The sequence below is a fragment of the Pseudarthrobacter ribosi genome, assembly GCF_055412865.1.
Genome location: NZ_JBVAYZ010000007.1, coordinates 120,782 through 145,326, shown reverse-complemented (window position 1 = coordinate 145,326; position 24,545 = coordinate 120,782). Strand labels below are relative to the sequence as shown.

25 protein-coding genes are annotated in these 24,545 nt (G+C 67.6%); 9 read left to right on the top strand and 16 right to left on the bottom strand.

Annotation, left to right across the window (positions count from 1 at the left end; genetic code table 11):
* Positions 1 to 421 precede the first annotated feature (421 nt).
* The 3 genes from ACZYZ5_RS09720 (at position 422) to ACZYZ5_RS09710 (ending at position 2,230) form a co-directional block, all read left to right on the top strand.
* Positions 422 to 853 carry a hypothetical protein gene (locus ACZYZ5_RS09720; RefSeq protein WP_463901319.1) on the top strand — a complete coding sequence of 144 codons (432 nt, stop codon included), beginning with the start codon at positions 422 to 424 and terminating at the stop codon, positions 851 to 853.
* Positions 854 to 1,121: 268 nt separating this feature from the next.
* Complete coding sequence (locus ACZYZ5_RS09715; RefSeq protein ID WP_463901317.1) at positions 1,122 to 1,709, top strand: NUDIX domain-containing protein; 588 nt, start codon at positions 1,122 to 1,124, stop codon at positions 1,707 to 1,709.
* Positions 1,710 to 1,801: 92 nt separating this feature from the next.
* A complete protein-coding gene (locus tag ACZYZ5_RS09710) occupies positions 1,802 to 2,230 on the top strand; it encodes a VOC family protein (protein WP_463901315.1) in 429 nt (142 codons plus the stop codon).
* A 5-nt stretch (positions 2,231 to 2,235) separates the two neighbouring features.
* Here the strand turns inward: ACZYZ5_RS09710 and ACZYZ5_RS09705 are convergent, their stop codons facing one another.
* Genes ACZYZ5_RS09705 through truB form a run of 3 tightly spaced genes read right to left on the bottom strand, consistent with a single transcriptional unit; the run spans position 2,236 to position 4,041 of the window.
* On the bottom strand, positions 2,236 to 2,688 hold the full coding sequence (locus ACZYZ5_RS09705) for a hypothetical protein (protein WP_463901482.1): 453 nt from the start codon (positions 2,686 to 2,688) through the stop codon (positions 2,236 to 2,238).
* A 46-nt stretch (positions 2,689 to 2,734) separates the two neighbouring features.
* On the bottom strand, positions 2,735 to 3,088 hold the full coding sequence (locus ACZYZ5_RS09700; RefSeq protein ID WP_463901314.1) for a hypothetical protein: 354 nt from the start codon (positions 3,086 to 3,088) through the stop codon (positions 2,735 to 2,737).
* Positions 3,088 to 4,041, bottom strand: coding sequence for a tRNA pseudouridine(55) synthase TruB (truB, locus tag ACZYZ5_RS09695; protein ID WP_463901312.1), 954 nt, complete (start codon positions 4,039 to 4,041; stop codon positions 3,088 to 3,090). Before truB ends, ACZYZ5_RS09700 begins: the two co-directional genes overlap by 1 nt.
* 37 nt (positions 4,042 to 4,078) lie before the next feature.
* Here truB and ACZYZ5_RS09690 point away from each other — a divergent pair, with 37 nt between their 5' ends.
* Together ACZYZ5_RS09690 and ACZYZ5_RS09685 are read left to right on the top strand one after the other, a co-directional pair.
* Positions 4,079 to 5,242, top strand: coding sequence for a pyridoxal phosphate-dependent aminotransferase (locus tag ACZYZ5_RS09690; RefSeq protein WP_463901310.1), 1,164 nt, complete (start codon positions 4,079 to 4,081; stop codon positions 5,240 to 5,242).
* Positions 5,243 to 5,381: 139 nt separating this feature from the next.
* Positions 5,382 to 5,591: a hypothetical protein gene (locus tag ACZYZ5_RS09685; RefSeq protein WP_463901308.1), complete on the top strand. Its 210-nt coding sequence runs from the start codon at positions 5,382 to 5,384 to the stop codon at positions 5,589 to 5,591.
* Positions 5,592 to 5,634: 43 nt separating this feature from the next.
* On the opposite strand, the gene trxA is transcribed toward ACZYZ5_RS09685, so the two are convergent.
* Both trxA and ACZYZ5_RS09675 read right to left on the bottom strand, forming a co-directional pair.
* Positions 5,635 to 6,072: a thioredoxin gene (trxA, locus tag ACZYZ5_RS09680; RefSeq protein ID WP_463901306.1), complete on the bottom strand. Its 438-nt coding sequence runs from the start codon at positions 6,070 to 6,072 to the stop codon at positions 5,635 to 5,637.
* A gap of 123 nt (positions 6,073 to 6,195) precedes the next feature.
* Complete coding sequence (locus tag ACZYZ5_RS09675) at positions 6,196 to 6,681, bottom strand: nucleoside deaminase (RefSeq protein WP_463901304.1); 486 nt, start codon at positions 6,679 to 6,681, stop codon at positions 6,196 to 6,198.
* Positions 6,682 to 6,866: 185 nt separating this feature from the next.
* Here ACZYZ5_RS09675 and ACZYZ5_RS09670 point away from each other — a divergent pair, with 185 nt between their 5' ends.
* On the top strand, positions 6,867 to 8,009 hold the full coding sequence (locus ACZYZ5_RS09670; RefSeq protein WP_463901302.1) for a ScyD/ScyE family protein: 1,143 nt from the start codon (positions 6,867 to 6,869) through the stop codon (positions 8,007 to 8,009).
* 106 nt (positions 8,010 to 8,115) lie between these two features.
* On the opposite strand, the gene rbfA is transcribed toward ACZYZ5_RS09670, so the two are convergent.
* The 5 genes from rbfA to rimP form a co-directional block, all read right to left on the bottom strand.
* Entirely contained in the window at positions 8,116 to 8,625 is a 510-nt protein-coding gene (gene rbfA / locus ACZYZ5_RS09665; RefSeq protein WP_463901301.1) for a 30S ribosome-binding factor RbfA, read from the bottom strand.
* A gap of 244 nt (positions 8,626 to 8,869) precedes the next feature.
* A complete protein-coding gene (gene infB, locus ACZYZ5_RS09660) occupies positions 8,870 to 11,782 on the bottom strand; it encodes a translation initiation factor IF-2 (RefSeq protein ID WP_463901300.1) in 2,913 nt (970 codons plus the stop codon).
* A gap of 152 nt (positions 11,783 to 11,934) precedes the next feature.
* A complete protein-coding gene (locus ACZYZ5_RS09655; RefSeq protein ID WP_463901298.1) occupies positions 11,935 to 12,276 on the bottom strand; it encodes a YlxR family protein in 342 nt (113 codons plus the stop codon).
* 266 nt (positions 12,277 to 12,542) lie between these two features.
* On the bottom strand, positions 12,543 to 13,523 hold the full coding sequence (nusA, locus tag ACZYZ5_RS09650; RefSeq protein ID WP_307458602.1) for a transcription termination factor NusA: 981 nt from the start codon (positions 13,521 to 13,523) through the stop codon (positions 12,543 to 12,545).
* Complete coding sequence (gene rimP, locus ACZYZ5_RS09645) at positions 13,523 to 14,140, bottom strand: ribosome maturation factor RimP (protein WP_463901296.1); 618 nt, start codon at positions 14,138 to 14,140, stop codon at positions 13,523 to 13,525. Before rimP ends, nusA begins: the two co-directional genes overlap by 1 nt.
* A 105-nt stretch (positions 14,141 to 14,245) precedes the next feature.
* On the opposite strand from rimP, the gene ACZYZ5_RS09640 reads away from it, so the two are divergent.
* The 3 genes from ACZYZ5_RS09640 to ACZYZ5_RS09630 all read left to right on the top strand — a co-directional run bounded on the left by ACZYZ5_RS09640 (position 14,246) and on the right by ACZYZ5_RS09630 (position 17,564).
* Entirely contained in the window at positions 14,246 to 15,376 is a 1,131-nt protein-coding gene (locus ACZYZ5_RS09640) for a ferritin-like domain-containing protein (protein WP_463901294.1), read from the top strand.
* Positions 15,377 to 15,615: 239 nt separating this feature from the next.
* Complete coding sequence (locus ACZYZ5_RS09635; protein WP_463901292.1) at positions 15,616 to 16,347, top strand: VIT1/CCC1 transporter family protein; 732 nt, start codon at positions 15,616 to 15,618, stop codon at positions 16,345 to 16,347.
* A 92-nt stretch (positions 16,348 to 16,439) separates the two neighbouring features.
* Positions 16,440 to 17,564, top strand: coding sequence for an aminoglycoside phosphotransferase family protein (locus ACZYZ5_RS09630; protein WP_463901290.1), 1,125 nt, complete (start codon positions 16,440 to 16,442; stop codon positions 17,562 to 17,564).
* On the opposite strand, the gene ACZYZ5_RS09625 is transcribed toward ACZYZ5_RS09630, so the two are convergent.
* From ACZYZ5_RS09625 to ACZYZ5_RS09600, 6 genes are all read right to left on the bottom strand, one after another.
* Positions 17,561 to 18,988, bottom strand: a complete 1,428-nt coding sequence (locus tag ACZYZ5_RS09625; protein ID WP_463901289.1) for a pyridoxal phosphate-dependent decarboxylase family protein — start codon at positions 18,986 to 18,988, stop codon at positions 17,561 to 17,563. The two genes, ACZYZ5_RS09630 and ACZYZ5_RS09625, sit on opposite strands and share 4 nt — an antisense overlap.
* 133 nt (positions 18,989 to 19,121) lie before the next feature.
* Positions 19,122 to 19,916 (bottom strand): sulfite exporter TauE/SafE family protein, encoded by a 795-nt coding sequence (locus ACZYZ5_RS09620; protein WP_463901287.1) that lies wholly within the window; start codon positions 19,914 to 19,916, stop codon positions 19,122 to 19,124.
* Between the two features lie 18 nt (positions 19,917 to 19,934).
* Positions 19,935 to 21,746: a proline--tRNA ligase gene (locus ACZYZ5_RS09615; RefSeq protein ID WP_463901286.1), complete on the bottom strand. Its 1,812-nt coding sequence runs from the start codon at positions 21,744 to 21,746 to the stop codon at positions 19,935 to 19,937.
* 441 nt (positions 21,747 to 22,187) lie between these two features.
* Entirely contained in the window at positions 22,188 to 23,075 is an 888-nt protein-coding gene (locus tag ACZYZ5_RS09610) for a GNAT family N-acetyltransferase (protein WP_463901480.1), read from the bottom strand.
* Entirely contained in the window at positions 23,038 to 24,204 is a 1,167-nt protein-coding gene (gene ispG / locus ACZYZ5_RS09605; RefSeq protein WP_463901284.1) for a flavodoxin-dependent (E)-4-hydroxy-3-methylbut-2-enyl-diphosphate synthase, read from the bottom strand. The genes ACZYZ5_RS09610 and ispG overlap by 38 nt, the downstream gene beginning before the upstream one ends.
* A gap of 37 nt (positions 24,205 to 24,241) precedes the next feature.
* Entirely contained in the window at positions 24,242 to 24,535 is a 294-nt protein-coding gene (locus ACZYZ5_RS09600) for a YciI family protein (RefSeq protein WP_463901282.1), read from the bottom strand.
* Positions 24,536 to 24,545: the final 10 nt, after the last annotated feature.

Here is a 24,545-nt window from a genome sequence, read left to right as displayed (position 1 = left end):
AACTACCAGAATGAACGGCACACCAGCCTTCGGAAATCAATTGGGGACAAAGATAAACATGAACTACCGGGTCAGTTCTGTCAGAAACGCAACACTCACTGCTCTTGCGTTAAGTCTTACTCTTTCTGCCTGTGCCCCTGCCAGTCAAGAAGCAACCCCGTCAGCATCTCCCTCAACCTCGGTTACCGCGACGGAGACTGTTACTGGCACAGCCACAGCAGCCCCTACCGCAGCCGCAACGCCGCCACCCAGCCCTACGGGAGTGGGAGAGCCAACGGTGGCTCCTGTGGTTCCTGTGCCTCCAGCCACTGAGCCAGGCGCCCCGAAACTGGCAACCTTCACTTTCCCTGACGGGCACATTTCCTTTGAGCACCCTGCCAACTGGACCATCAAAATCCAGCAGGGTCCGTACCTTGACTATGTGAATGAAACAGACAAGGCAAAGTCAGTAGAAGCTCACATCTACGATGAAAAAGGCAACAAGGTTTCAGTGATCGCAAGCGGCGGATACGGCGGCGGTGCAGCAGGACCATCATTGCTGACAGTTCTGGACACTCAGCAGGTCCCGAATTTCCCTGCTAGGGATGGTGACACGGTTTTTGCCTTCATTAAGTATGAGAATCCTGTTGACCACTCAGTCTTCTACCGCATGGGCAACATGAGCGCAGAGTTTGTCACCAACGGTGAGGGTACCTCCGGGAGCTATGTTCGCATTGTGGAAAATGGCGCATCCGAAGCATATGTTGAATTTGGCAGTCCTGCATTCAACTCCCTAGAGAGTGCACAGGCATGGATGAAAACCCAGCAATACAGCCAGCTCAAAGCAATGCTGTCCAGTATGCGCTACGCCTAGCCTGGGGCATTCTTGCTGTAGCCGCGTGGCTCCTGACTGGCGTGATCGCAATACTTGGGGGTGAGTGCCCGTGACTGTCCACGCGGCTCGCTGGAACGCAGGAAAAGCCCGATCCATCTGAGGTCCATCATGGATCGGAAGGATTCGCCGAGTCACGATTTCCGCGGCTGCAGCTGTGCCGCCCCGGGACTCGGGCTCAGGGGCCAACGGCCGGCCGCGCGGGGTCACACTCCGGCCGCCACAAGGAGTGCCGTGGGAAACTGGGGCCATGGACAGCCCTGTTGCCCCGACCTCCAGCCCGGCATTCCCCCACAACGCGCGGCCCAGCGATCCACGGCCTCCTGCCGCGCAAACCGAGCTCCCCCTCGAGCTGCGCCGCCCCCTCGGTCCCCGTGATCCGGGGGACGCCTGGGTTGAAGGCGACCGCGGCCGGTTCTGGGGGCGCTTTGGCTCGGCGGGTCTCCTCGTCCACGACTCCGCCAAGGGCATCCTGCTTCAGCACCGGGCCCTGTGGAGTGACCAGGGCGGCACGTGGGGACTCCCGGGCGGAGCCCTGCACCAGGGCGAAGAGGCAGTCCAAGGCGCCCTGCGCGAGGCAAAGGAAGAAGCTGCCGTTCCACCGGAGAACGTCCGGGTCCTGTTCACGTCGGTGTTCGATATCGGCTATTGGAGCTACACCACGGTCGCTGTCGAGGTCGTGGACGCGTTCGAACCGGCGATCAGCGACCCGGAAAGCCTGGAGCTGCAGTGGGTTCCGGTCGGGCTCGTCGGCGACAAAGAATTGCATCCCGGCTTCGGAGCAGCCTGGCCAGTCCTGCGCCGCAGACTGTTGGGGCTCGACGCCGGCCCGGACTGAGCCCTCGACGGCAGCCCGGGCGGCAGTCAGCAACAGCGGCAGTCAGCAACAGCGGCATTCCACTCGGCAACAGTCCGTCCTAGGGTTCGGTTATGACGACCGAAAATCACACCCCACCTCCTGTCCGGCAGCTGCGCCTCGTCGTCGAGACGGAGGATTACGACGCTGCCCTGACCTTCTACCGGGACGTCCTGGGACTCGTGGAACGTGAGGTGGTTCCCAGCGAGGGGGATGCGCGCATCACCATCCTGGAAGCTGGCCGCGCCACCCTGGAACTTTCCAATCCAGCGCAGGTCAAGTACATCGACAAGGTGGAAGCCGACGGGCAGCCGAGCGCCAGGATCCGGGTCGCCTTCGAGGTTGACGACACGGCGGAAGCCACCCGGGATCTCGTGGAGGCCGGCGGCACGCTCATCGCGGAACCACGGGTAACACCGTGGCGCTCGGTGAACTCGCGGCTCAACGGCGCGGCTGGACTCCAAATCACGCTGTTCCAGGAACTGGAACGGCCCGCGGGCTAGGAGGCTCAGGCCTGCTTCGGCGCCGGACGGCGGCGGTACAGCCAGATGAGGCCCAGGATCGGCAGCAGCAGCGGGATAAACGCATAACCGCGGCCAAACAGGGACCAGACGGTCTCATGCGGGAAGTTGACGGCGTCGAACAGGCTGAGCGCTCCTACCACCAGCACACCCACCAGTTCCACGAGCACGGCCGCAACGGAGACCTTGAACCAGGTCCGGCCGGACTTCGCCAGGGACACGGTCGCCACCAGATAGACGACAGCGGCGAAGGCCGACAGCAGATACGCCAGGGGGGCTTCGGAGAACTTGGTGAGGATCTGGAATCCCGCCCGGGCCGTTGCCGAAATCGCGAACACGGCATACACCGCGATCAGCAGCCGGCCGGGGCCGGTGTTGCGCGTATCTATTGCCGCCTGCGCCGGGGCCGGGGCCGTTGCCGTTGCCGGCGTCGTTACGATGTCCTCGTGCGAAGGTTTCGCGGTCACGTTTTCTGCCTCTTCCACGTCAGTACCAAATCTGATTCATTCGGGCCGCCATCACCAGGGCGGTGACACCGACGGCGGCCAGCACGAAGTTGCTCCAGCGGGTGCGTTCCAGGATGGCCCAGTACACCGCGCCGACCGGCAGCAGGAGGGCCGTCAGCAGGTATCCCCAGAACTCCCACGGCTCCCCCGCCATCTGTTCCCCGCCCGCGACCCGGACGATCGACCCGACGAGGTACACCAGCAGGGACAGTTCGACGGCGGCCACCGAGAGGATCGTGGTGTCGTTCGGGGCCTTCTTGAGGATGCCGGCGGCCAGGCAGATGACGGTGGAGACCAGCCCGACCACCAGGATGATGTAGAAATACGCGTCCACTACTGCCCGGCCTGCTGTTCCGCCGTCGGCTGTTTGGGCGCACGCTTCTCATTGTCAGGCGCGAACACCAGCACCGGTTTGGCGTAGCTGCCCTTGTCCGCGAGCAGGGCCACGAGGGTCCCGTCCGGGGCGAAGCCTGCAGCCGGATTCTCCGGCGTGGCTGCGCCCGGGGTACCGGCGGCCGACCCCGCGGCGATCCTGCGGCCGAAGGAAATCTCGGTGGTTTCCTCGTCGCTGAGTTCACGGTTGGGCATGAGCGCCCGGGCGGCCTGGGACATTTCCAGCACGTCGAGCTCTTCGGCGAGCTGCTCCAGGGTGTGGGCCTGGTCCAGCGTGTAGGGGCCCACCTGGGTCCGGCGCAGCGCCGTCAGGTGACCGCCGACGCCGAGCGCGTCGCCGAGGTCGCGGGCCAGGGCCCGGATGTAGGTGCCGGAGGAGCATTCCACGGTGACGTCCACGTCCAGGGCCTCGCCGCCGCGCACCGGACGGAACCCGTGGACCTCGAAGCGGTGGATGGTGACCGGCCGTGCGGCCAGCTTGACCTCTTCGCCGGAGCGGACCCGGGCGTAGGCGCGCTCTCCGTTGACTTTGATGGCGCTGACGCTGCTGGGAATCTGCTGGATCTCACCGGTCAGCGCGGCGACGCCGGCCCGGACGGCTTCCTCGGCGACCGCTGCGGCGCTGTGCGTCGCGGTGACCTCGCCCTCGGCATCGTCGGTGACCGTTGATTCGCCCAGGCGGATAGTGGCCGTATACGTCTTGGAGGTGCCCACGATATAGGTGAGCAGCCGCGTAGCCTTGTTGATGCCGACCACCAGAACGCCCGTGGCCATCGGATCAAGCGTTCCCGCGTGGCCCACTTTTCGGGTACCGGCGAGCCGCCGCATCCGTCCAACCACATCGTGGCTGGTCCAGCCTTGCGGCTTGTCCACTATTACCAGTCCAGAAAGCACGCTCCCCAGTATATCTGCGCCGGTTAGGATGGCAGACATGCCAGAGCTTGCCCCGCACGTCCGCGACGTCCCCATCAACCAGATCCGAGAAATCACCGAAGCCGCCTGGGGCACCCCCGGCGCGATCGTGCTGAGCATCGGCGAACCCGGCTTTGCCGTCCCGCGCCATATCCTCGAAGCCGGGATGGCCTGCCTGGACCGCGACGAAACGAACTACACCCCCAACGCCGGCATTCCGGCCCTGCGCGAGGCCTTCGCGGCCAGGTTCCGGGACAACGCGACGCCGGTCGGTGCGAACCGCGTTTACGTCGTCGACGGCGCCCAGCAGGGCCTGCACTTCGCGATGAGCCTGCTGCTCTCCCCCGGTGACGAAATCCTGATCCCCAACCCGGGCTACCCGACGTTCGCCATGACCAGCAGCCTGCTGCACGCCGTCCCGGTGCGGTACCCGATGTATCCCGAGCATGGCTTCCAGCCCCGGATCGCGGACATCGAGGAGCTCATCACACCGCGGACCAAAGTGCTGATCCTCAATTCGCCCTCCAATCCGCTGGGCGCCGTCCTGGGCGAGGAACTCACCCGCAGCCTCGTGGAGCTCGCCCGGCGCCACGATCTCTGGATCATTTCCGACGAGTGCTACGAGGCGTTCACCTACGATGTTCCCCACGTGAGCCCGGCCCGCTTTGACAGCGATATCCCGGGCGAGGCGCGCGTGTTCACCTCGCTCACGCTCTCCAAGACCTACGGCCTGACCGGGCTGCGGATCGGCGCGCTGATCTGCCCGCCGGGCCTGGAACAGAGGATGAACAACGTGATGGAGGCGATTGTCTCCTGTGTCGCCTCGCCCTCGCAGTACGCGGCGCTGGCCGCGCTGACGGGCCCGCAGGACTACGTCAGCCAGGCCCGCGCGCACTACCGGGCCAACCGCGACGCCGCCTCGGCCGTGCTGGCCGCCAAGCGGATCCCGTTCCTCACGGCGCAGGGGGCTTTCTACCTCTGGGCGGATGTGTCCCATGTCAGTGGCGGAGACGTCCGATCCTGGGTCCGGCGGTTCCTGGCCGATTCAGGGGTGTCCTTTGCCCCCGGCACCGCGTTCGGCTCGATCGGCGAGGGCTGGATCCGGATTGCGCTCTGCAGCAGCCAGGCCGATCTCGTCGAAGGCCTGGGCCGTCTCCCGGCCCGGGTCACAGCCGCAGGCTGACAGCTCAGCTTTCGGGTCCCTGTCCCCTACCGCCGCGGCACCGCAACACCTAACCTGAGCGCAGCGCGTGCATGCCGCGTGTGTCCCGGGACATGCCGTTCCGGGACCGGCGTTTCAGCGTTCGGTCAGGGAGGCAGACATGTGGTGGCAGGACTTGTTGTGGGGCATCTGGAACGGGCTCACGGCGTGGATTGTGCTGATCGCCCACGTTTTCGGCCAGTGGAGTGAATTCCCGTTCTACAACACGGCCCGGGCCGGAAACTGGTACGACTTCGGCTTCCTGCTGGGGGTCGGCTCACCCCTCCTGGGCGGCCTGGGCGCCCGGGGTGCACGGAGCCGGCGCCGCTGACGAGCGCCGCTGACGAGTGCCGCAGCGACCCGTCCGCGGGCGGTTATGGTTTGCCCGCCGCCAGGGCGCCGTCGAGCCACTGGCCCAGGGCCGCCGCCGGCGGAGCACCCGCCTGCCGGGCCACCACTTTGCCGTCCCTGATGAGCAGCATGGTCGGAATGGCCTGGATGTCGAAGCGCCGTGAGAGCGCCGGGGACTTGTCGACGTCGACCTTGACCAGCTTGACCCGGCCGGCCCGCTCCCGGGCCAGCTTGTCCAGCACGGGGCTGACCATGCGGCAGGGGCCGCACCAGGCTGCCCAGAAATCGATCAGGGCTGGCGTTGAGGATTGTTCGGCGATGACAGCGAAATCAGCGTCGCCGGCCTCGACAATCCAGGGCAGGTCCGTGCGGCAGTTGCCGCAGCGCGGATGGCCGGCAGCCGCCGTCGGTATCCGGTTGGTCTTCCCGCACTGGGCGCAGGTGATCAGGCTGGAGCCCACGGACCGCCGCCTTCCCGAGTCCCCGCAGTCATGGTTCCATTAGGACGCCCCCGCGCGGAGCGGGCATAGAGTCCAAAGCCCCCGGCCAGGCCGTGGCTGGCGGCCCGACCGGGGCTGCCGTCCTCAGTATTCAACACGGTCCGGGTTATCGTGCCAGGCCTGGAAGGGAACGTCCGACGCCGGCACGGCCGTTTGGCGGACCGGCATCAGGTCCGGCCGGGTGCCGTCGAAGTACTCATAGAACACCGCATCGTCGAAACCGGCGGCCGCAGCCGCCTGACGGTCCGCGGCGAAGTGGACCTGGTCAATGCGGGCCCAGAGGGCGGCGGCGAGGCACAGCGGGCACGGTTCGCAGCTGGCATAGAGCGTGGCGCCGGTCAGATCGAACGTGGCGGACGCGGCGGCGGCCGTGCGGATGGCGACCACCTCGGCGTGGGCTGTGGGATCGTTGTCGCGCGTGACCTGGTTGACGCCCTCGTGGATCCGCCCGTCGGGAGTCACCACCAGCGCCCCGAACGGTCCGCCGCCGGCGGCCACATTGGCGGCGGCCAGCCGGATCGCCTGATCCAGGAAGCGGTTGATGTCGGAAGTTGAGGGTGCCGTGGCCATGGTTCGATCATAGCCAGCAACCCCGGCTGCAGTGGCAGATCCGTGGCCGCCGCGCAGTTATCGACTTTGCGTCGCCGAAGGCTTAATATCCGCTATGGGGGCCGTGAATTACTCCGCCCGCCACAACACCGGTCTCAAGGGTCTCAACGATGTGGATTCCTCATCACTCGCCCCGGGAGCCAACTATGAGAAAGAAATTGTCATTGCTCGCCACGGCGGCCACCGCCGCTGTGATCCTTTCGACCGGGTCAGCTGCCGGCGCAGCCCGGGACGGCGCCTCGGGAGGGGACGCCGGGGACGCGGCACCGGTGCCGCTCACCGGCGGACTGGTGGGTCCGCTGCATGTCAGCGCCGGTCGCGACGGCTCCGTCACTGTGAGTGAATCCTTTGCCGGCCGGCTGATCAGGGTCGACTCCGAGGGGAACCGCCGCGTCCTCTACGAATCCCCTGACTGGAGCGTTGCGGGCAACGACCGGCGGGGTGAGAGGACGTATTTCCTGGAGAGCCAGGGCGCCGGGCCTCATCCGGCCGCGCTGGCTGGCCATGTCCGCATCATCGACGACGACGGGCGCCAGCGGACCCTGGGCGATTTCGCGGCCCTGGAAACAGTGGAGAACTCCGATGGAGAGATCCGGTACGGTTTCCGTGACCTGCCGGAGGGCTGCGAAGCCGAGCTGCCGGCCAACATGCCGGTCAGCTACAAGGGTGAAGTTGATTCACACCCGTACGGGATCGCCGTTACCGACGAGACCATCTACGTCGCCGATGCCGGGGCGAACAGTGTGGTGTCGGTTGATACCCGGAGCGGCGAGACCGAGACCGTCGTTGTGCTGCCGCCGAGGCCCTACAAGATCACCCCGGCAGCTGCGGCTTCCAACGGGCTGCCCGACTGCGTCGTGGGAACGACGTATGACTTCGAGTCCGTCCCGACCGACGTCGCCGTCGGCCCGGATGGCTGGCTGTACGTCACGACGCTCCCCGGCGGGCCGGAGGATCCCGCGCTGGGTGCCCGCGGGGCGATCTTCAAAGTGGATCCCGACGACGGCGAGGTGGACCTCGTGGCGGATGACATCATGACGCCCACGGGACTCGCCCTGGATGAGGACGGCAAGATGTATGTCGCCTCACTGTTCGGCGAGGGTGTGCTCAGGATCGACCCTGATTCGGGCGACCAGACGGTGGTGCTCAAGGCCGGATTCGCCGCCGACGTGGACCTCCGCGGTGACACCCTGTACGCCACGGTCCACGCCCTGCCGGGGCCAGAGGGAACGCCCGACGGCCAGGTGATGTACCTGGAACTGCGGGACGGGCACCATGACGGCGACTGAGTCCTGACGGGACCGCGCTGCCGTCATACGGCAACGGCCGGTCCCTTACCGGGGCCGGCCGTTGCTGTGCAGAACTCCATGTTTCAGGACTGCGCTGTTGCTGAGGCTACTTGTTGCTGTCCTCGTCGACGTCGTCTTCGTTGCTGAGATCGAGGTCCTCTTCGTCGAAGTCGTCCTCATCGAGCTCCACGTCCTGCGGAGCGTCGCTCTTGTACGGGTCGGCGTCGCCGGCGTGCTTGGCGCTGGCAGCCAGTGCGGCCACCTCGGCGTCGCGCTTCTTCGCAGCCCGGAGCAGTTCCTCCAGGTTGGAGGCGTTGACCGGGATCTGGTCCGCGACGAACTCCAGGGTCGGGGTCAGCCGGACGGTGACGTTCCGCCCGACTTCCTGCCGGAGCACGCCCTTGGCTTTCTCAAGTCCCTTGGCAGCCTCGGCCTGGACCAGCTGGTCACCGAACACGGTGTAGTAAACCGTGGCGTGCTGCAGATCATTGGTCACACGCGCATCGGTAACAGTGACGCCCTCAAGCCGGGGATCCTTGACCCTCCGGCCCAGGGCCTCAGCAACAACAACCTTAATCCGCTGCGCCAACTTGGCAGCCCGTGCGGGATCAGCCATTTCCACTCCTAAAAATTTGGATGTACGACGGCGCGTTAACGGCTCACGTACACACGTTTGGTTAGTTGCCACGCGCCTAAAGCGAGTCTACGACGGACCCGTTGGATTTTTTCCGGCGGCCTGGGAGTGGCATCGGGCCTGCCGAAGCTGGGCGGCAAAGGATCGCAGATCCTTTGCCGCCCAGCGAAGGGGCGGGGCCGCCGGAAAAATCCAACGGCCCCGCACCTTGTAACGCTAAACAGACTTAGACGCGCGGCTTTTCGCGCATCTCGAAGGTCTCGATGGTGTCACCTTCGTTGATGTCGTTGAACGAGCCAAGACCGATACCACACTCGAAGTCCGTGCGGACCTCGGTGGCGTCGTCCTTGAAGCGCTTGAGCGTCTCAACCGTGAGGTTGTCACCGATGACCTTGCCGTCGCGGCTGACACGGGCCTTCGCGTTGCGTCGGATAACACCCGAGCGCACGATCGAGCCTGCAATGTTGCCGAACTTGGAGGAACGGAACACTTCGCGGACCTCGGCGGTGCCAAGCTGGACCTCTTCGTACTCCGGCTTGAGCATGCCCTTGAGGGCTGCCTCAATGTCATCAATTGCTGCGTAGATGACGGAGTAGAAGCGCATGTCCACGCCTTCGCGGTCTGCCAGTTCGGCAACACGCTCGGCGGGCTTGACGTTGAAGCCGATGATGACGGCGCTGTCGACCGTCGCCAGGTTGACGTCGTTCTGCGTGATCGCACCGACTCCGCGGTGGATAACGCGGAGCTGGACACCCTCGCCGACGTCGATCTTGAGCAGCGCGTCTTCGAGGGCTTCCACGGCACCGGACACGTCACCCTTGAGGATGAGGTTGAGGGTGTCGATCTTGCCATCGGCGACGGCCTGGTCGAAGTCTTCCAGGCTGATGCGCTTGCGGCGCTTGGCCAGTGCGGCGTTGCGGTCCGCAGCTTCACGCTTCTCGGCGATCTGGCGTGCGGTGCGCTCGTCGGCGGTCACGAAGAACGTGTCGCCGGCGCGCGGGACGTTGGACAGACCCAGTACCTGCACGGGGCGGGACGGGCCGGCCTCGGTCAGGGCACTGCCGTCGTCGTCGAACATCGCACGCACACGGCCGTGGGCCGTGCCTGCCACGATGGTGTCGCCGATGTGCAGGGTGCCGGACTGAACCAGGACGGTAGCGACCGCGCCGCGGCCCTTGTCCAGGTTGGCTTCAATCGCGATACCGCGGGCGTCCTTGTTCGGGTTGGCGCGCATGTCCAGGGCTGCGTCTGCGGTGAGCAGAACGGCCTCGAGCAGTTCGTCGATGTTCAGGTTCTGGCGGGCAGAGACCTCCACGAACATGGTGTCGCCACCGTACTCTTCCGGAACCAGTCCGTACTCGGTCAGCTGGCCGCGGACCTTCTCCGGGTTGGCGCCTTCCTTGTCGATCTTGTTCACGGCCACGACGATCGGCACGTTGGCCGCCTGCGCGTGGTTGAGGGCTTCAATGGTCTGCGGCATAACGCCGTCGTCCGCTGCGACCACGAGGATGGCGATGTCAGTGACCTTCGCACCACGGGCACGCATGGCGGTGAACGCCTCGTGGCCCGGAGTATCGATGAAGGTGATCTTGCGATCGATATCTTCGTGAGCGTGCGTGACCTGGTAAGCACCGATGTGCTGCGTGATGCCGCCGTGCTCGCCCGCCATAACGTCGGACTTGCGGATGGCATCGAGCAGGCGGGTCTTACCGTGGTCGACGTGACCCATGACGGTGACAACCGGAGGACGTGCCTCGAGTTCCTCATCGCCTTCGGCTTCCAGTTCGGCGTCGAAGTCGATGTCGAAACCGGAGAGCAGGTCGCGCTCCTCGTCCTCCGGGGACACGACCTGGAGCTTGTAGCCAAGCTCCTCGCCGAGCAGGGCGAAGGTCTCTTCATCCAGCGACTGTGTGGCGGTAGCCATTTCGCCGAGGTGGAAGAGCACGGTCACCAGTGCTGCGGGGTTCGCCTCGATCTTGTCGGCAAAGTCCGTGATGGACGAGCCACGGCGAAGCCGGACTACGGTGTTGCCGTCGCCGCGGGGCACACTGACGCCACCCAGCGACGGAGCACTCATCTGCTCGAGTTCCTGGCGCTTGGCACGCTTCGACTTGCGCTGCTTGCCACGGCCTGCGCCGCCCTTACCGAAAGCACCCTGGGTGCCACCGCGACCGCGGCCACCCTTGCCGAAGCCACCGCCGGCCGGAGCGCCGCCACCGGCACCGGGAGCACCGGTACCTGGAGCGCCACCCGGACGGCCCGGACCACGGGCGCCGCCGCCGGGACGGCCTGCACCAGCGGGTGCGGGACGTTCGGTGCGGTTCGGCATCATGCCGGGAGTCGGACGGTTTCCGCCGGCCCCTGCCGGGCGGCCAGCACCGGCTGCGCCGGCCGGACGCGGTGCGCCCGGACGTGCACCCGGAGCGCCGCTGGTGCGGGGAGCACCCGGACGGGGACCGCCAGCGCCTGCTGCGGGACGGGGGCCGCCGGGGCGTTCGCCCTCGGTGCGGCTTCCGCCCGGACGCGGCATGCCCTGGGAAGGAGCGAACGGGTTGTTACCCGGACGCGAGGGACGTTCGTTGTCGCCGCCGCGGCCCCGGGGCATGCCCTGGGACGTAGCGAACGGGTTGTTGCCGGGACGGGGACCGCCCGGGCGGGGTGCCGAGCCACCCTGGCGTGCCGGAGCAGCCGGGGTTTCAGCCTTGGGGGCCGGACGTGCGCCGGGCTTGGCGCCCGTCGAGGGCGCAGCCGGAGCCTGGGCGGCGGGAGCCGCCGGAGCGGCCGGAGCTGCCGAGGAAGCAGCCGGGGCGGCACTGGCTGCCGGAGCAGCTGCTGCCGGAGCCGGAGCTTCAGTCTTGGTTACTGCAGCCGCCGGTGCTGTCGGGGCAGCCGGAGCCGGCGCGGGCGCCGGACGGTTTGCCGAGGGGCTGGCGGGTGCCTTGGGGGCGGACGCAGGCGCTTCGGACTTCGAAGCTGCTGCTGCGTCGGGGAACGCGTTGCGGAGTTTCCTCACAACGGGGGCCTCAATGGTGGAAGAGGCAGAGCGAACGAATTCGCCCAGTTCCTGCAGTTTGGTTACTGCATCTTTGGAAGTAATACCGAGCTCTTTAGCAAGCTCATGTACGCGGACCTTGGCCACATTTCTCCTGTCTCGGTCCGCACCGAGCCAGGCACGAACCGTCTACTTCTTACTGCGGACCTCCGCCGCGAGTGCAGCTGAAAGGTCCATTGCAGAGCGCAACAAATTTGTCATCGTTGCGCACTCATCGCTGGGAACTCATCGGGTTTCCATCAGTTTTCTGACCCGCTTTCAGGTTGGACGGTTGTTGCTGCGGCCACCGGGGTGTCCACGGCTTGCGTGCCCGCCAGGATCCGGCGTTCGACGTCGGCTGTTCCGGCAGCGCCGTTGAGGGCGCGTCCGAACGTTCGACGTTTGACCGCCAGTGCCAGGCACTTTTCGCTGGGGTGCAGCCATGCTCCCCGGCCAGCCATCCGGCGTCGTTCATCCACTACGACGGCGGATGAACCGCTGCCGTCGGCGACGAGCCGGAGTAGCTCCGACCGCGACCCCTTTTTCCGGCATCCGATGCAGGTACGCTGCGGCTGATTCTCGAGGTGTTGCACGTGTGCCACTTACGAGTATCTTCCTGCCAGTACATATCTGCCGGTCCCGGGTTGCCGGAGCCGGTCTGGCCAAGGGTTGGAATCAACACCTTCGCCGGACGCAAAACCCGGACACGCAAGGGACACGCGGATACCGGCCGTTAGGCGCGGTCATGTCTATTCTAGCCCCTCAATCGCCCGGGCCCCGAACTTGCGGGGACACGGACGCTGACGGGCGGCCCGGAACTAGGGCCCTTGTGTTGTGGCCCGCTTGACGGGGGCCACTGCTTTGGAACCTATTTGTCGCGGCTGACGGCGGCGTCCGAGACGATGTCGATCCGCCAGCCGGTGAGCTTGGCGGCGAGGCGGGCGTTCTGGCCTTCCTTGCCGATGGCGAGGGAAAGCTGGTAATCCGGGACCACGACGCGGGCCGAGCGGGTTGCCTCGTCCGTGATGGTGACCGAATTCACCCGTGACGGGGAGAGCGCGCTGGCGATGAACGTCGCCGGATCGTCGCTGTAATCGACAATGTCGATCTTTTCGTCGTTCAGTTCGTTCATGACCGCACGGACACGCGAACCCATTTCGCCGATGCAGGCGCCCTTGGCGTTGATGCCCGGGTTGTTGGCCTTGACCGCCATCTTGGTGCGGTGCCCGGCTTCACGGGCGAGGGCGACGATTTCCACGGAGCGGTCCGCGATTTCCGGAACTTCCATTTCGAAGAGCTTCCGCACGAGGCCCGGGTGTGACCGGGACAGCGTGATGGACGGCCCCTTGGTGCCGCGGTGCACGTCGATCACGAAGGCACGGAGCCGGTTGCCGTGGATGTACTTCTCCCCCGGCACCTGCTCGGGCGGCGGCAGCAGCGCCTCCACCGAGCCCAGGTTGACCTGGATCATATGCGGGTTGTTGCCCTGCTGGATCGTTCCGGCCACCAACTCGCCCTCGCGGCCCTTGAACTCGCCGAGGACGTTGTCGTCCTCAACATCGCGCAGGCGCTGCAGGATGATCTGCCGTGCGGTGCTGGCGGCGATGCGGCCGAAGCCGGCGGGGGTGTCCTCGAATTCGCCGATGGGGGCGCCGTCGTCGTCGATCTCCGTGGCCCAGATGGTCACGTGCCCGCTCTTGCGATCCAGTTCGGCCCGGGCCTTCTCGAAGGCTCCCGGCGTCTTGTGGTAGGCCACCAGCAGGGCCTGCTCGATCGTCGGAATCAGGAGATCCAGCGGGATTTCACGCTCACGCTCCAGGAGTCTCAGTGCGCTCATGTCAATATCCATTAGGCCTCCTCAGAAGGTCCATTGTTTGCGTTCTCCAGGCCTGCCTCTTCGAGGTGGCTGAACTCTATCTCGACTTTTCCGCTGCGAATCTTGTCGAAAGGAAGCTTGATGGGCTCGCCCTGCTTGGGCTTCATGCCCTTCTTCACGGCGATTTCCGGGACCAGGGTGACGCCGTCGTCGTCGACGGTCTGAACCCGGCCGGTGACGTTCTCGCCCTGCAGGACATTGATCTTGACCATCCGGCCGCGGGCTCGGTGCCAGTGCCGCTCTTCGGTGAGGGGACGGCCGACGCCGGGCGAGGAAACCTCAAGCTCGTACGGACGCGCGTCGGTGCTGGGATCGTTGTCCAGGATGTCGGAGAGGGTCTTGGAGATCTCCGCGATGACATCAAGACCGACGCCGCCCGATTCCTCCTGCGGCAGGTCCACCACAACGTGGACTACGCGGTTGGCTCCGGCGACGTGAATGGAAACGTCCTCCAGGTAGAGCCGGTTGGCCAGGACCTCGGGTTCGAGGAGGGCATGGAGCCGCTCGGCCTCGAAGTTGTGAGCGGGTGCGGCTTCAGCCTTACCCGTCCCGGTCCGGTCTGCTGAAGTCGTGGCTTCTGCGTTGGTCATGATGCCGGCCGCCTCCCGTTAGATGATGTTGTGTGTACTAGCCTAGCGATTTTCCAGGCGCCGTGGTGCACGCAGTTCCCGGCCGGCATGACAACATGGTCTGTTGTGAAAGACGACAGCGGGGAAAGGCAGCGGCGGAAGCTCGTTCACCGCATCGCGCTCCTGGCCTGCCTCGCCCTCGTGGTCGTGAGCCTCGGGGTCGCGCTGAGTCCCAGAAGTCCCAAGGAGCCCGCCGAACCGCCGTTTTCCGAACAGGCAAGGTCCGCCGCGCTGGCGGAGACCATGCGGCTGCGGACCGCCGGCGAGGAACTGGGCGGGTCCACGTCCGGCAACGCGACGCCCGCCGTGGCGCGGACTGTGAGTTTGCTGACAAGCCAGGCCCGGGCCCTCCTGCTGCCGGGCCAGGAGGTGCCGGACGCTGCTCCCCCGGCGGGGCCCGCCGCACCGTCGGCTGCCCCGTCTGGTGCCCCGCCTGGTGCTGCGACTGTTGCTCCGCTGCCCCCATCGGCGGCCGCGCTGGCAGCCGCACTGGCGGACAGCGCCGCTCAACGGCTCGCCGACGCCGCCGTGGCCGACGGCGGGATGGCCCGGCTGCTCGCCGCCGTCGGGACCGCCCAACTGCTGCAGGCATCCTCCCTCGCCGCGGCCGCCGGTGCGCCGGCCCCGGCGGTGCCCGACCCCGCCGTACCCCAGCTCTCCGGCGCGTGCCCGAGCGCTGCCGCATCGCCGTCGTCCTCCCCTGCCGAGGCATCGGGCATCTCGGCGGCTTCGGCGGGAGCTGACGTCAGTGCCGCCACCCTGCCCGGTGCGCTGGCGGCGACCGTCAGGACCGAGCTGGAGACCGTGTACGGCTACCAGGTGGCCCTGACCCGGCTGGATGGCGGAGTCGCCGCCCGGGCATCGGAACAGCTCGCCCGGCATGAGGACCTCGCGACTGGCGCGGAAGCCCTAAGCCGGGTGCACTGCGCCCCCGTGCCGCAGCGCGAAGCCGGCTACACCATGGCGCAGGACTTCCTCGCCGACCCCGCCACCGGCCTCGGCGGGTTGGAGGCCTCGGCGCTGCCGGTCTACGGGGACCTGGTGGCCTTGAGCGAGGGCCAGACCCGTCAATGGGCGATCGCCGGCCTCGTCGGTGCCGCGCGCCGGTCCGCCGTCTGGGGGGCGGAGACAGGCGCCCTTCCCGGCCTGGCGGCAGACCCGGCGGGCTTCCCCGAGCTGCCGGTACCCAGCCCCTAGCCCTCGGCCTGCTTTTTAGTTGCGTGGCGGCGGCGTGGGTGCCGGCCGTGTCGGCCGTGCGGGGTGACTTTGAGGTCCGCAGGTCACGAATCCTGCTCGAACTTCGGCGAGTCCGTGTCAAAGTGCCCCCGCTACGCCGCCCGCGGGGAGGGCCTGGTGCCAGCGACCGCGGGGGCAGGAGTCGCTTACTTAGGCTCGTCATACTGGCTGGCTGTGGGCCCCGGTGCTTTGCTGTAGTCATGGACAGTCAAGCCGCCCCCATCCAGCACGAAAACGAGCCGCACCGCAATGACATCGCGCACCGCCTCAACTGGCTGCGTGCGGGTGTGCTGGGCGCCAACGACGGCATCGTCTCCGTTGCAGCGATTGTGGTCGGAGTCGCCGGCGTCACCACCGAGTCCGGCCCCATCCTCGTCGCCGGTACCGCCGGCGTGGTCGGTGGCGCAATCTCGATGGCCCTGGGCGAATACGTCTCGGTGAGCAGCCAGAAGGACAGCCAGCGGTCCCTGATCGAGAAGGAACGCCGGGAACTGGAAGAACAGCCCGAAGAGGAGCTCGAGGAACTCGCCGCGATCTACCAGGGCAAGGGTCTCAGCGCGGACACCGCCCGGACCGTAGCCAAGGAACTCACCGCCCACGATGCCCTCGGCGCCCACCTGTCCGCGGAACTGCACATCGACGAGATGGACATTGTCAGTCCGTGGCACGCCGCGTTCGCCTCTGCCGTGGCGTTCCTGGCCGGCGCGATCCTCCCCATGCTTGCCATCCTGCTGCCGCCGGAGAACATCCGTGTTCCGCTGACCTTCGTGGCCGTGCTGGTCGCGCTGGCCCTGACCGGGGCCGTCGGCGCGTGGATCGGCGGCGGCTCGAAGACGAAGGCCGCCGTGCGGGTGGTGATCGGCGGCGCCGCGGCGCTCATCGCGACCTTCCTGATCGGCAGCTGGCTCGGTGCCAGCGGCATCACCGTCTGACGGCCTGTTTCTCCGGCAGCTGCTGCACGGCTGTGAAGGCAGGCCCGCCGGACCCACCGCTAGCGGAGCGCACCAGCAACTACGCTGATCCGATGAGTCAACCAGCAGACATCCCGATCCCGCCCGACCTCAGCCGCCACTACGGCGGCAACGCAGCCGGCCGCGACTGGCTTGCCTCCCTGCCCCGGCTGGTCCGGCACTGCCTGGACCGGTGGCAGCTCGAGTTGGACCTCGCCCCCGGCGCGTTGCCGCGGAACGGCCACGGGGCCATCGTGGTCCCGGTGCGGCTCCGCACCGACGCCCGCACCGAAGCTACGGAGACCGGCACCGGCACCGGGGTGGGCAATGGAACCCTGGGGGCTGCGAGCCGGGCCGCCGTCCTGAAGATCGCCTATCCGCACGACGAAGCGCTCGTGGAACCGCAGGCCCTCGTCCTCTGGGACGGGCACGGGGCGGTCCGGCTGCTGGCCAGCGACGCCGGCGCGGGCGCGCTGCTGCTGGAACGCCTGGACGCCGCCTGCTCCCTTCAGGATATGCCCCTGGCCGAGGCGGTCCCGGTGTGGGGCACACTGGTCCGCCAGCTGAGCCTGGTCCCGGACGGCCGGCCGGACTGGCAGGATTTCGACCACGTGGCGGCCCGGGCCGAGCAGTGGAGTGATGAGTTGCCGGAGAGCTGGGAACGGCTGGGCCGGCCCTTCCCGCGCTGGCTGCTGGAAGCCGCGCTCGAGGTCTGCCAGACCCGCGGCGCCGTCGGGCGCCGCTCCGGGCGGGATGTGCTGGTCCATACCGACCTGCATTATCTGAACATCCTGGCCCGGCTCCGCAATCAGGACCCGCAGGGCACTGAGGAACCGGGCGGCGGGGAACCGGCCGGCGGCTGGGCCGCGATCGATCCGCAGCCCATGATCGGCGAGGCGGAATTCGCGGTGGCACCGTTGCTGTGGAACCGGATCCGTGAGTTGTCGCGGGCCGATCCGGAACGGGGCCTGCGGGATCGCTGCCGCGACTTCAGCATGGCCGCTGGGCTCGACGCCGAAGTGGCCCGGCAATGGAGCCTGGCCCGCGAGGTCGAGAACGCGCTCTGGTACGCCTCGAAGCCCCGGCACGAAGGCGACCTCGCCCGGTCGCTCTGGGTGGCCAGCACGCTCGCTGGCCGCACGCTCCCGGAGCTTCCCGCACCCCACGGGCTGCCGGCACCGGGGGACGCCGCCAGCTAGCGCCCCTGCGCGCGGACCGCCGCCACGGCGTCCCGGACGGCGGCGACGGCGACTGCCACGTCGGCGTCGTCCGTGCTCCAATTGCTGACGGAGATCCTGAGGATGTCCCGGTCCCGCCAGCGCGACCCGGACATCCAGACCCGGCCGTCGGCGATGATCCGCGCCGTCACCGCACGGGTCGTGGCGTCGTCGCCGAAGGCCAGCGAGACCTGGGTGTATTCAACGTCGTTGAGCACCTCGACGCCGTCCAGCGCCGAGAGCTGCTCCGCCAGTTGCCGGGCGTGCTGCACCAGCCCGCGGACCTGGGCGACGACGCCGTCCCGGCCCAGTGATTTCAGCGCAGCCCACACCGGCACCCCGCGGGCCCGGCGGGACAGTTCCGGCACCGACTCGAAGGGGTCCGCCGCGCCGTCCACGTCCGGGATCAGGTAGCTGGTGTGCAGGCCCATGGCCGCCCGCAGCGCCTGGGCATCACGGACCACCGCGACGCCGCAGTCGTAGGGCACGTTGAGGGTCTTGTGCGCGTCGGTGCCCCAGGAGTCGGCGCCCTGCAGCCCGGCGGTCAGCGCGGCGAACTCCGGGACGGCGGCGGCCCAGAGCCCGAACGCGCCGTCGACATGGACCCAGGCGCCGTGTGCTTTGGCGATGGCGATTGCCTCCACGAACGGATCAAAGGCTCCGGAGTGCAGGTTCCCGGCCTGCAGGCAGACCAGCAGCGGGGCCGCGCCCGTTCCGGCCGCTGCGGCCTGTTCAACGGCGCTGGCCAGGGCCCGGTCCAGCTCCCACGGGTTGAGCCGGCCCTGCCGGTCTGCGGGGACCACGGCGGGACGCCCCAGCCCCAGATATCGCAGGCCGAGGTCGATCGTGTCGTGCCGTTCCTGGCCCACGAAGCAGCGGATCCGCGGGGCGCCGGAGAGGCCGTCGCCGTCGAGGTCCCAGCCGGCGTCGGCCATCAGGCGCCAGCGGGCGGCGGCGAGCCCGGTGAAGTTGGCCATCGTGGCGCCGGTGGCAAAACCGACGTCGGACTCTGCGGGGAGACCCAGCAGCTCCAGCAGCCAGGTGCCGGCGGCCTCTTCGATGGCCGCCGTCGCCGGGGTGGCGAAGCGGAGCACGGCGTTCTGGTCCCAGGCGCTGACCAGCCAGTCCGCGGCCAGCGCTGCCGGCAGCGTGCCGCCGATGACCCAGCCGAAGAACCGTCCGGAGGGCATGGCCATCAGCCCGGGTTCGGCCTTCGTGGCGAGGTAGTCCACCACCTCCGCCGGCGGCGTTCCTTCCCGGGGCAACGGACCGCCGAAGTCGGCCGCCAGGTCCGTCGCGGTTACCCGCGGGCCCACCTGCCGTGTTTCCTGGCTCTCCAGCCACTGACGGGCGTGCCGGGCCGCAGCCTCCAGGGCCTCGCCGTAGCGTTCAACAGGCGCTGACATAGCTGCATGCTACGCCCGCGGCCAAGGGACGGACAGTGCCTCCAGGGAGGCAGCGTTCCAGGGACGGGCGGTGCCTCCGGGCGGGGCAGCGTTGCAGAAAGGGCACCGGGGTTGGCGTCCGGCGGCCGGGGCGTCAGGCGAAGCTCTCCTGCCAAATGTCCGAGCCGAGCTTGATGATCAGGGCACCCACCACGGCGAGGAACACGATGCGGATGAACTTGTTCCCCTGCTTGACGGCGGTCCGGGCCCCAAGGTAGCCGCCGGCCATATTCGCCAGGCCCAGGACCAGCCCGAGACCCCACAGCACGGCACCATGCGGCACGAAGAACAGCAGGGCCCCGGCGTTGGTGGCCACGTTCACGATCTTGGCCTTGGCGCTTGCTTCGAGGAAGGCGTAGCCCATTGCCGAGACGAGCGCAATGATCAGGAAGGACCCGGTGCCGGGGCCGATCAGGCCGTCATAGAACCCGATCACGCCGCCGATCAGGCATGCCAGCACGTAGTGCCGGTGTCCGTTGTGCCGCAGCCGGGTCAGCTCCCCCACGTTCGGGCGGAAAGCCGTGAACAGCGCGACGGCGATCAGCGCCACCAGGATGATGGGCTTGAACACGCTCGCCGGGAGGTTCGCCGCGAGCACTGCCCCGCCATAGCTGCCGGCCATGGCGATCACCGCCATGGGCAGTGCGGTCCGCAGATCCGGCCGGACCCGGCCGTAGTACGTGACGGCGCTGGTCGTGGTACCGAAAATCGACCCCATTTTGTTCGTCGCCAGCGCCTGCACCGGGCTGATGCCCGGTACCAGCAGCATGGCGGGGAGCTGGATCAGTCCCCCGCCGCCGACGACGGCATCGACCCAGCCCGCGGCGAGGCCGGCGACGACGATCAGGATGAGGGTGCTGAGCTCGATTGACTCGAGTCCGGAGACCACGCCTGGCCGGACTGCGGGTTAGCTGTTGCGGACGGCGTCGACACAAAAGTCGACGGCCTTCTCAACGGCAATGTTTTCGGCGTGGCCGCTGCGGCGGTCCTTGATCTCGACGACACCGTCCACGAGCCCGCGGCCGACGGCGAGGATGGTCGGCACGCCGACGAGTTCCGCGTCGCCGAACTTCACGCCCGGGGACACCTTGGGACGGTCGTCGTAGATCACCTCGAGGCCGGCGGCTTCCAGGTCGAAGGCCAGCTTCTCCGCGGCGGCGAAGATCTCCTCGCCGCGGCCTACGGCCACCACGTGGACATCGGCCGGGGCGACGGCGCGCGGCCAGATCAGGCCCTTGTCGTCGTGGTTGGATTCGGCGAGGGCCGCGACGGCGCGGGTGACGCCGACGCCGTAGGAACCCATGGTGACCACGACCTGCTTGCCGTTCTGGTCCAGGACCTTGAGTTCCAGGGCTGCGGCATACTTGCGGCCGAGCTGGAAGATGTGGCCCATTTCGATGCCGCGGGCGGTTTCCAGCGGACCGGACCCGTCGGGGGCCTCGTCGCCGGCGCGCACGTCGGTGCACTCGATGACGCCGTCCCAGCCGAAGTCGCGTCCGGCAACCAGGCCGAAGACGTGCTTGCCGGCCTCGTTGGCGCCGGTGACCCAGGCGGAGCCGCTGACGACGCGCGGGTCCACCAGGTAGAGGAGCTTGGCGGCGGCCTCGGTGCCCAGCAGGGGCGCGTCCAGGGACAGTCCGGGGCCGAGGTAGCCCTTGACGATGAGGGGCTGCTTCTTGAGGTCCTCCTCAGTGGCAGCCTCGAGCGTGATTTCTCCGGCGATCGGCAGGAACGAGCCGATGTTCGCCTCCACGCGCTTGAGGTCGACGCCGCGGTCGCCCGGAAGGCCGATGACGACGATCTGACGTTCCCCGGTCGGCAGGGTGACGGCAAGCACGACGTTCTTGAGCGTGTCAGCGGCCGTCCAGGCGCCGCCGTCGGCTCCGGTGCGGGGCACCAGAACGTTGGCGGCGTCCACGAGGGTCTCGATGGTGGGGGTGTCCGGGGTGTCCCGGACCTCGGCGGCCGGGGCGTTGCTGAAGTCGATGTCCGCGGGGACCACGGTGGTGACCGCCTCGACGTTGGCTGCGTAGCCGCCGGCGGAGCGCACGAAGGTGTCCTCGCCGATCTCGGTGGGGTGCAGGAATTCCTCGCTCTTGGAGCCGCCCATGGCGCCGGCGGTCGCGGCAACCGGAATGACCTCGAGGCCGAGGCGCGCGAAGATCTTCAGGTAGGCGCCGCGGTGCGCGGCGTAGCTGGCGTCCAGGCCGGCGTCGTCGACGTCGAAGGAGTAGGAATCCTTCATGATGAACTCGCGGCCGCGCAGCAGGCCCGCCCGGGGACGGGCCTCGTCGCGGTACTTGTTCTGGATCTGGTAGATGCTCAGCGGCAGGTCCTTGTACGAGGAGTACAGGTCCTTGACCAGCAGGGTGAACATTTCCTCGTGGGTGGGCGCCAGCAGATAGTCGTTGCCCTTGCGGTCCTTGAGCCGGAAGATGCCCTCGCCGTACTCGGTCCAGCGGTTGGTGACCTCGTAGGGTTCCTTGGGCAGCAGCGCCGGAAAGTGCACTTCCTGGGCGCCGATCGCAGTCATCTCCTCACGGATGACCCTCTCCACCTTGCGCAGCACGCTCAGCCCGAGGGGAAGCCAGGTATAGATGCCCGGGGCAGCCCGGCGGATGTAACCGGCGCGGACCAGGAGCCGGTGGCTGGCCACCTCGGCGTCGGCGGGATCTTCACGCAGGGTGCGCAGGAACAGCTTGGAGAGTCGAAGGACCACTGGGTATCTATCCGTTTCTGGGAAGGTGCGGGGCGAAGCAGCAAAGCTGTGAATAAGAGCTGTGAATCAGTGGCACCGGAGAGACCGGCACACGCGTCTAGGTACTAATCTACCGTCAGCCCGGACGCGGAAGAGCCACGCCATAACTGACGGAAGCCCCTGGCCGTCTCCGGCTGGTCATCCTGTCATGGCGTGGCTCTGCGGCCCCAGCACCGCCAAAGAATTGGCCGTGAGTTCCGTTGTGTTGCCCTCAAGGGCGTCTGCATCCCCGGCTGCTGCTCCCGGGGAAACACGTGCCCGTGCGACACGGTTAGCTCGAACCTATGTGACCCGGGGCACGAAAACAAGAGTCCACATCCAGATATTTCTTCTGATGCCGGAGTTACTGGTGATTCGGAAGAGCACTGCAGTGAAATGAGTGATGCCAATGCTGAACTTTGATCAGAAGAGCACGGTGGCAAACGTGCCGGCCTGGCGGAAGCCGACCCGCTCGTAGGTGGCACGGGCCCGGGTGTTGAAATTGTTCACGTAAAGGCTCGTGACCGGGGCGAGGGTTTGGGCCAGCACGACGGCGGCAGCCATGTACCCGGCGCTGAGTCCCTGGCCGCGGAACTCCGGGTTCATCCAGACCCCCTGGACCTGCGTCACCTCAGGGGTGACCGCACCGAGCTCGGCCTTGAAGACCACCTCGCGCGCGGGGGTCAGGTGCACCATGGAATGGCCCTCCCGGATGAGGCCCTTGACCCGGCGGCTGTAATACTCCCGGCCGCCCAGGTACGGCGAATACCCCACTTCTTCCTCGAACATCGCCGCGCAGGCGGGGAGGATCTTGTCGAAGTCCGCCAGCTGGCCGAAGCCCAGCTGCGGGTTGGCGGACACGGCGGGAGGCCCGGAGATCGTCATCAGCGGCTGGTCGTCGCGGATCTCATGGGCCGTCTGACCGAGCTGTTCCAGCCCGGCGTACAGTGCCAGGACCATATCGGCCGGGCCGAAGATCGAGGCATACCGGCGCCCGGTGCGGTGGGCCGCCGCAGCCACCGCACCGGCAAGCCCGGGGTCAAGCTGCACCGGGACCAGGTTCGCGCCGGCCCAGCAGGCGCCGAGGAGCGTGCCGCCGTCGAACACGCCCAGAATGCTGGCGCCGCCGGTGGTGGGTGCCGCCGAACCGGCGGCGGCCAGATGGGACAGGATAAAGACATTCGCGACGTCGTCCTGCCGCGCGAGGTCCACCAGCTGGGAGGTGTCAGAGCCCCCCAGGGTCCGGACTGTGACGCCGGGAGCGGCGCCGTCCTTACGAGACGCTAACCACGGGGCTACCCTTGACAGCATCTTCGCCATCGGCCTCCCCCATCTCTTCAGCGATACGCATGGCCTCTTCGATCAGTGTCTCAACAATCTGGTCCTCGGGCACAGTCTTGATGACCTGGCCCCTTACAAAGATCTGGCCCTTGCCGTTGCCCGAGGCGACGCCGAGGTCGGCTTCGCGGGCTTCGCCCGGTCCGTTGACGACGCAGCCCATCACGGCAACGCGCAGCGGGATCTCCATGCCTTCCAGTCCCGCCGTGACCTGCTCGGCCAGCGTGTACACGTCCACCTGGGCGCGGCCGCAGGACGGGCAGGAGACGATCTCGAGTTTGCGCGGGCGCAGGTTGAGCGACTGCAGGATCTGGTTGCCGACCTTGATTTCCTCCACCGGCGGGGCGGAGAGGGACACGCGGATGGTGTCGCCGATGCCGCGGGAGAGCAGGGCGCCGAAGGCGGTGGCCGACTTGATGGTGCCCTGGAAGGCGGGTCCGGCCTCGGTGACGCCGAGGTGCAGCGGCCAGTCGCCCTGTTCGGCGAGCATCTCGTAGGCGGCCACCATGATGACCGGGTCATTGTGCTTGACCGAGATCTTGAAGTCGTTGAAGCCGTGCTCTTCGAACAGCGACGCTTCCCAGACCGCGGACTCCACGAGGGCCTCCGGGGTGGCCTTGCCGTACTTCTTCAGGATTCCGGGCTCCAGCGATCCGGCGTTGATGCCGATCCGGATCGAGGTGCCGTGGTCCTTGGCCGCGCGGGCGATTTCCTTGACCTGGTCATCGAACTTGCGGATGTTGCCGGGGTTCACCCGGACCGCCGCACAGCCTGCCTCGATCGCGGCGAAGACGTATTTCGGCTGGAAGTGGATGTCCGCGATCACGGGGATCTGGGACTTTCGGGCGATGATCGGCAGGGCCTCGGCGTCGTCGGCGGACGGGCAGGCGACCCGCACAATGTCACAGCCGGAGGCCGTGAGCTCGGCGATCTGCTGCAGTGTGGCGTTGATGTCCGTGGTGGGCGTCGTGGTCATCGACTGCACGCTGATCGGCGAATCGGAGCCGACACCGACCGAACCCACCTTGATCTGGCGGGTCTTGCGGCGCGGAGCGAGGACGGGGGGCGGTGCTGACGGCATTCCCAGGCTGACCGAGGTCACATGGACTCCTTGTATCGAAGTAGGTCTGGCGGGGAGGCTAGGCGGCGTGGCCGGCCAGAAGGCCGGTCAGGGGGGCCCAGATCATCGTGCGGATGCCGGAGATGGCACCGGCGGCGGCGAAGGGATCCTGCTTGAGGACCTCATTGAGGGCCTGCTCGTCGGCAGCCTTGAAGATCAGCAGGGCGCCGGCGCCGTCGCTGTAGGGGCCGCTGGCGAGCAGCGTTCCGTCCTGGGCAAGGCCCGCGGTCCATTCGCGGTGCGCCGGGCGGGTGGCGTCGCGGGCTTCGGAGGATTCGGCATCGTATACGTACTCAACAGCAAAAACAGTCATACGGATACAC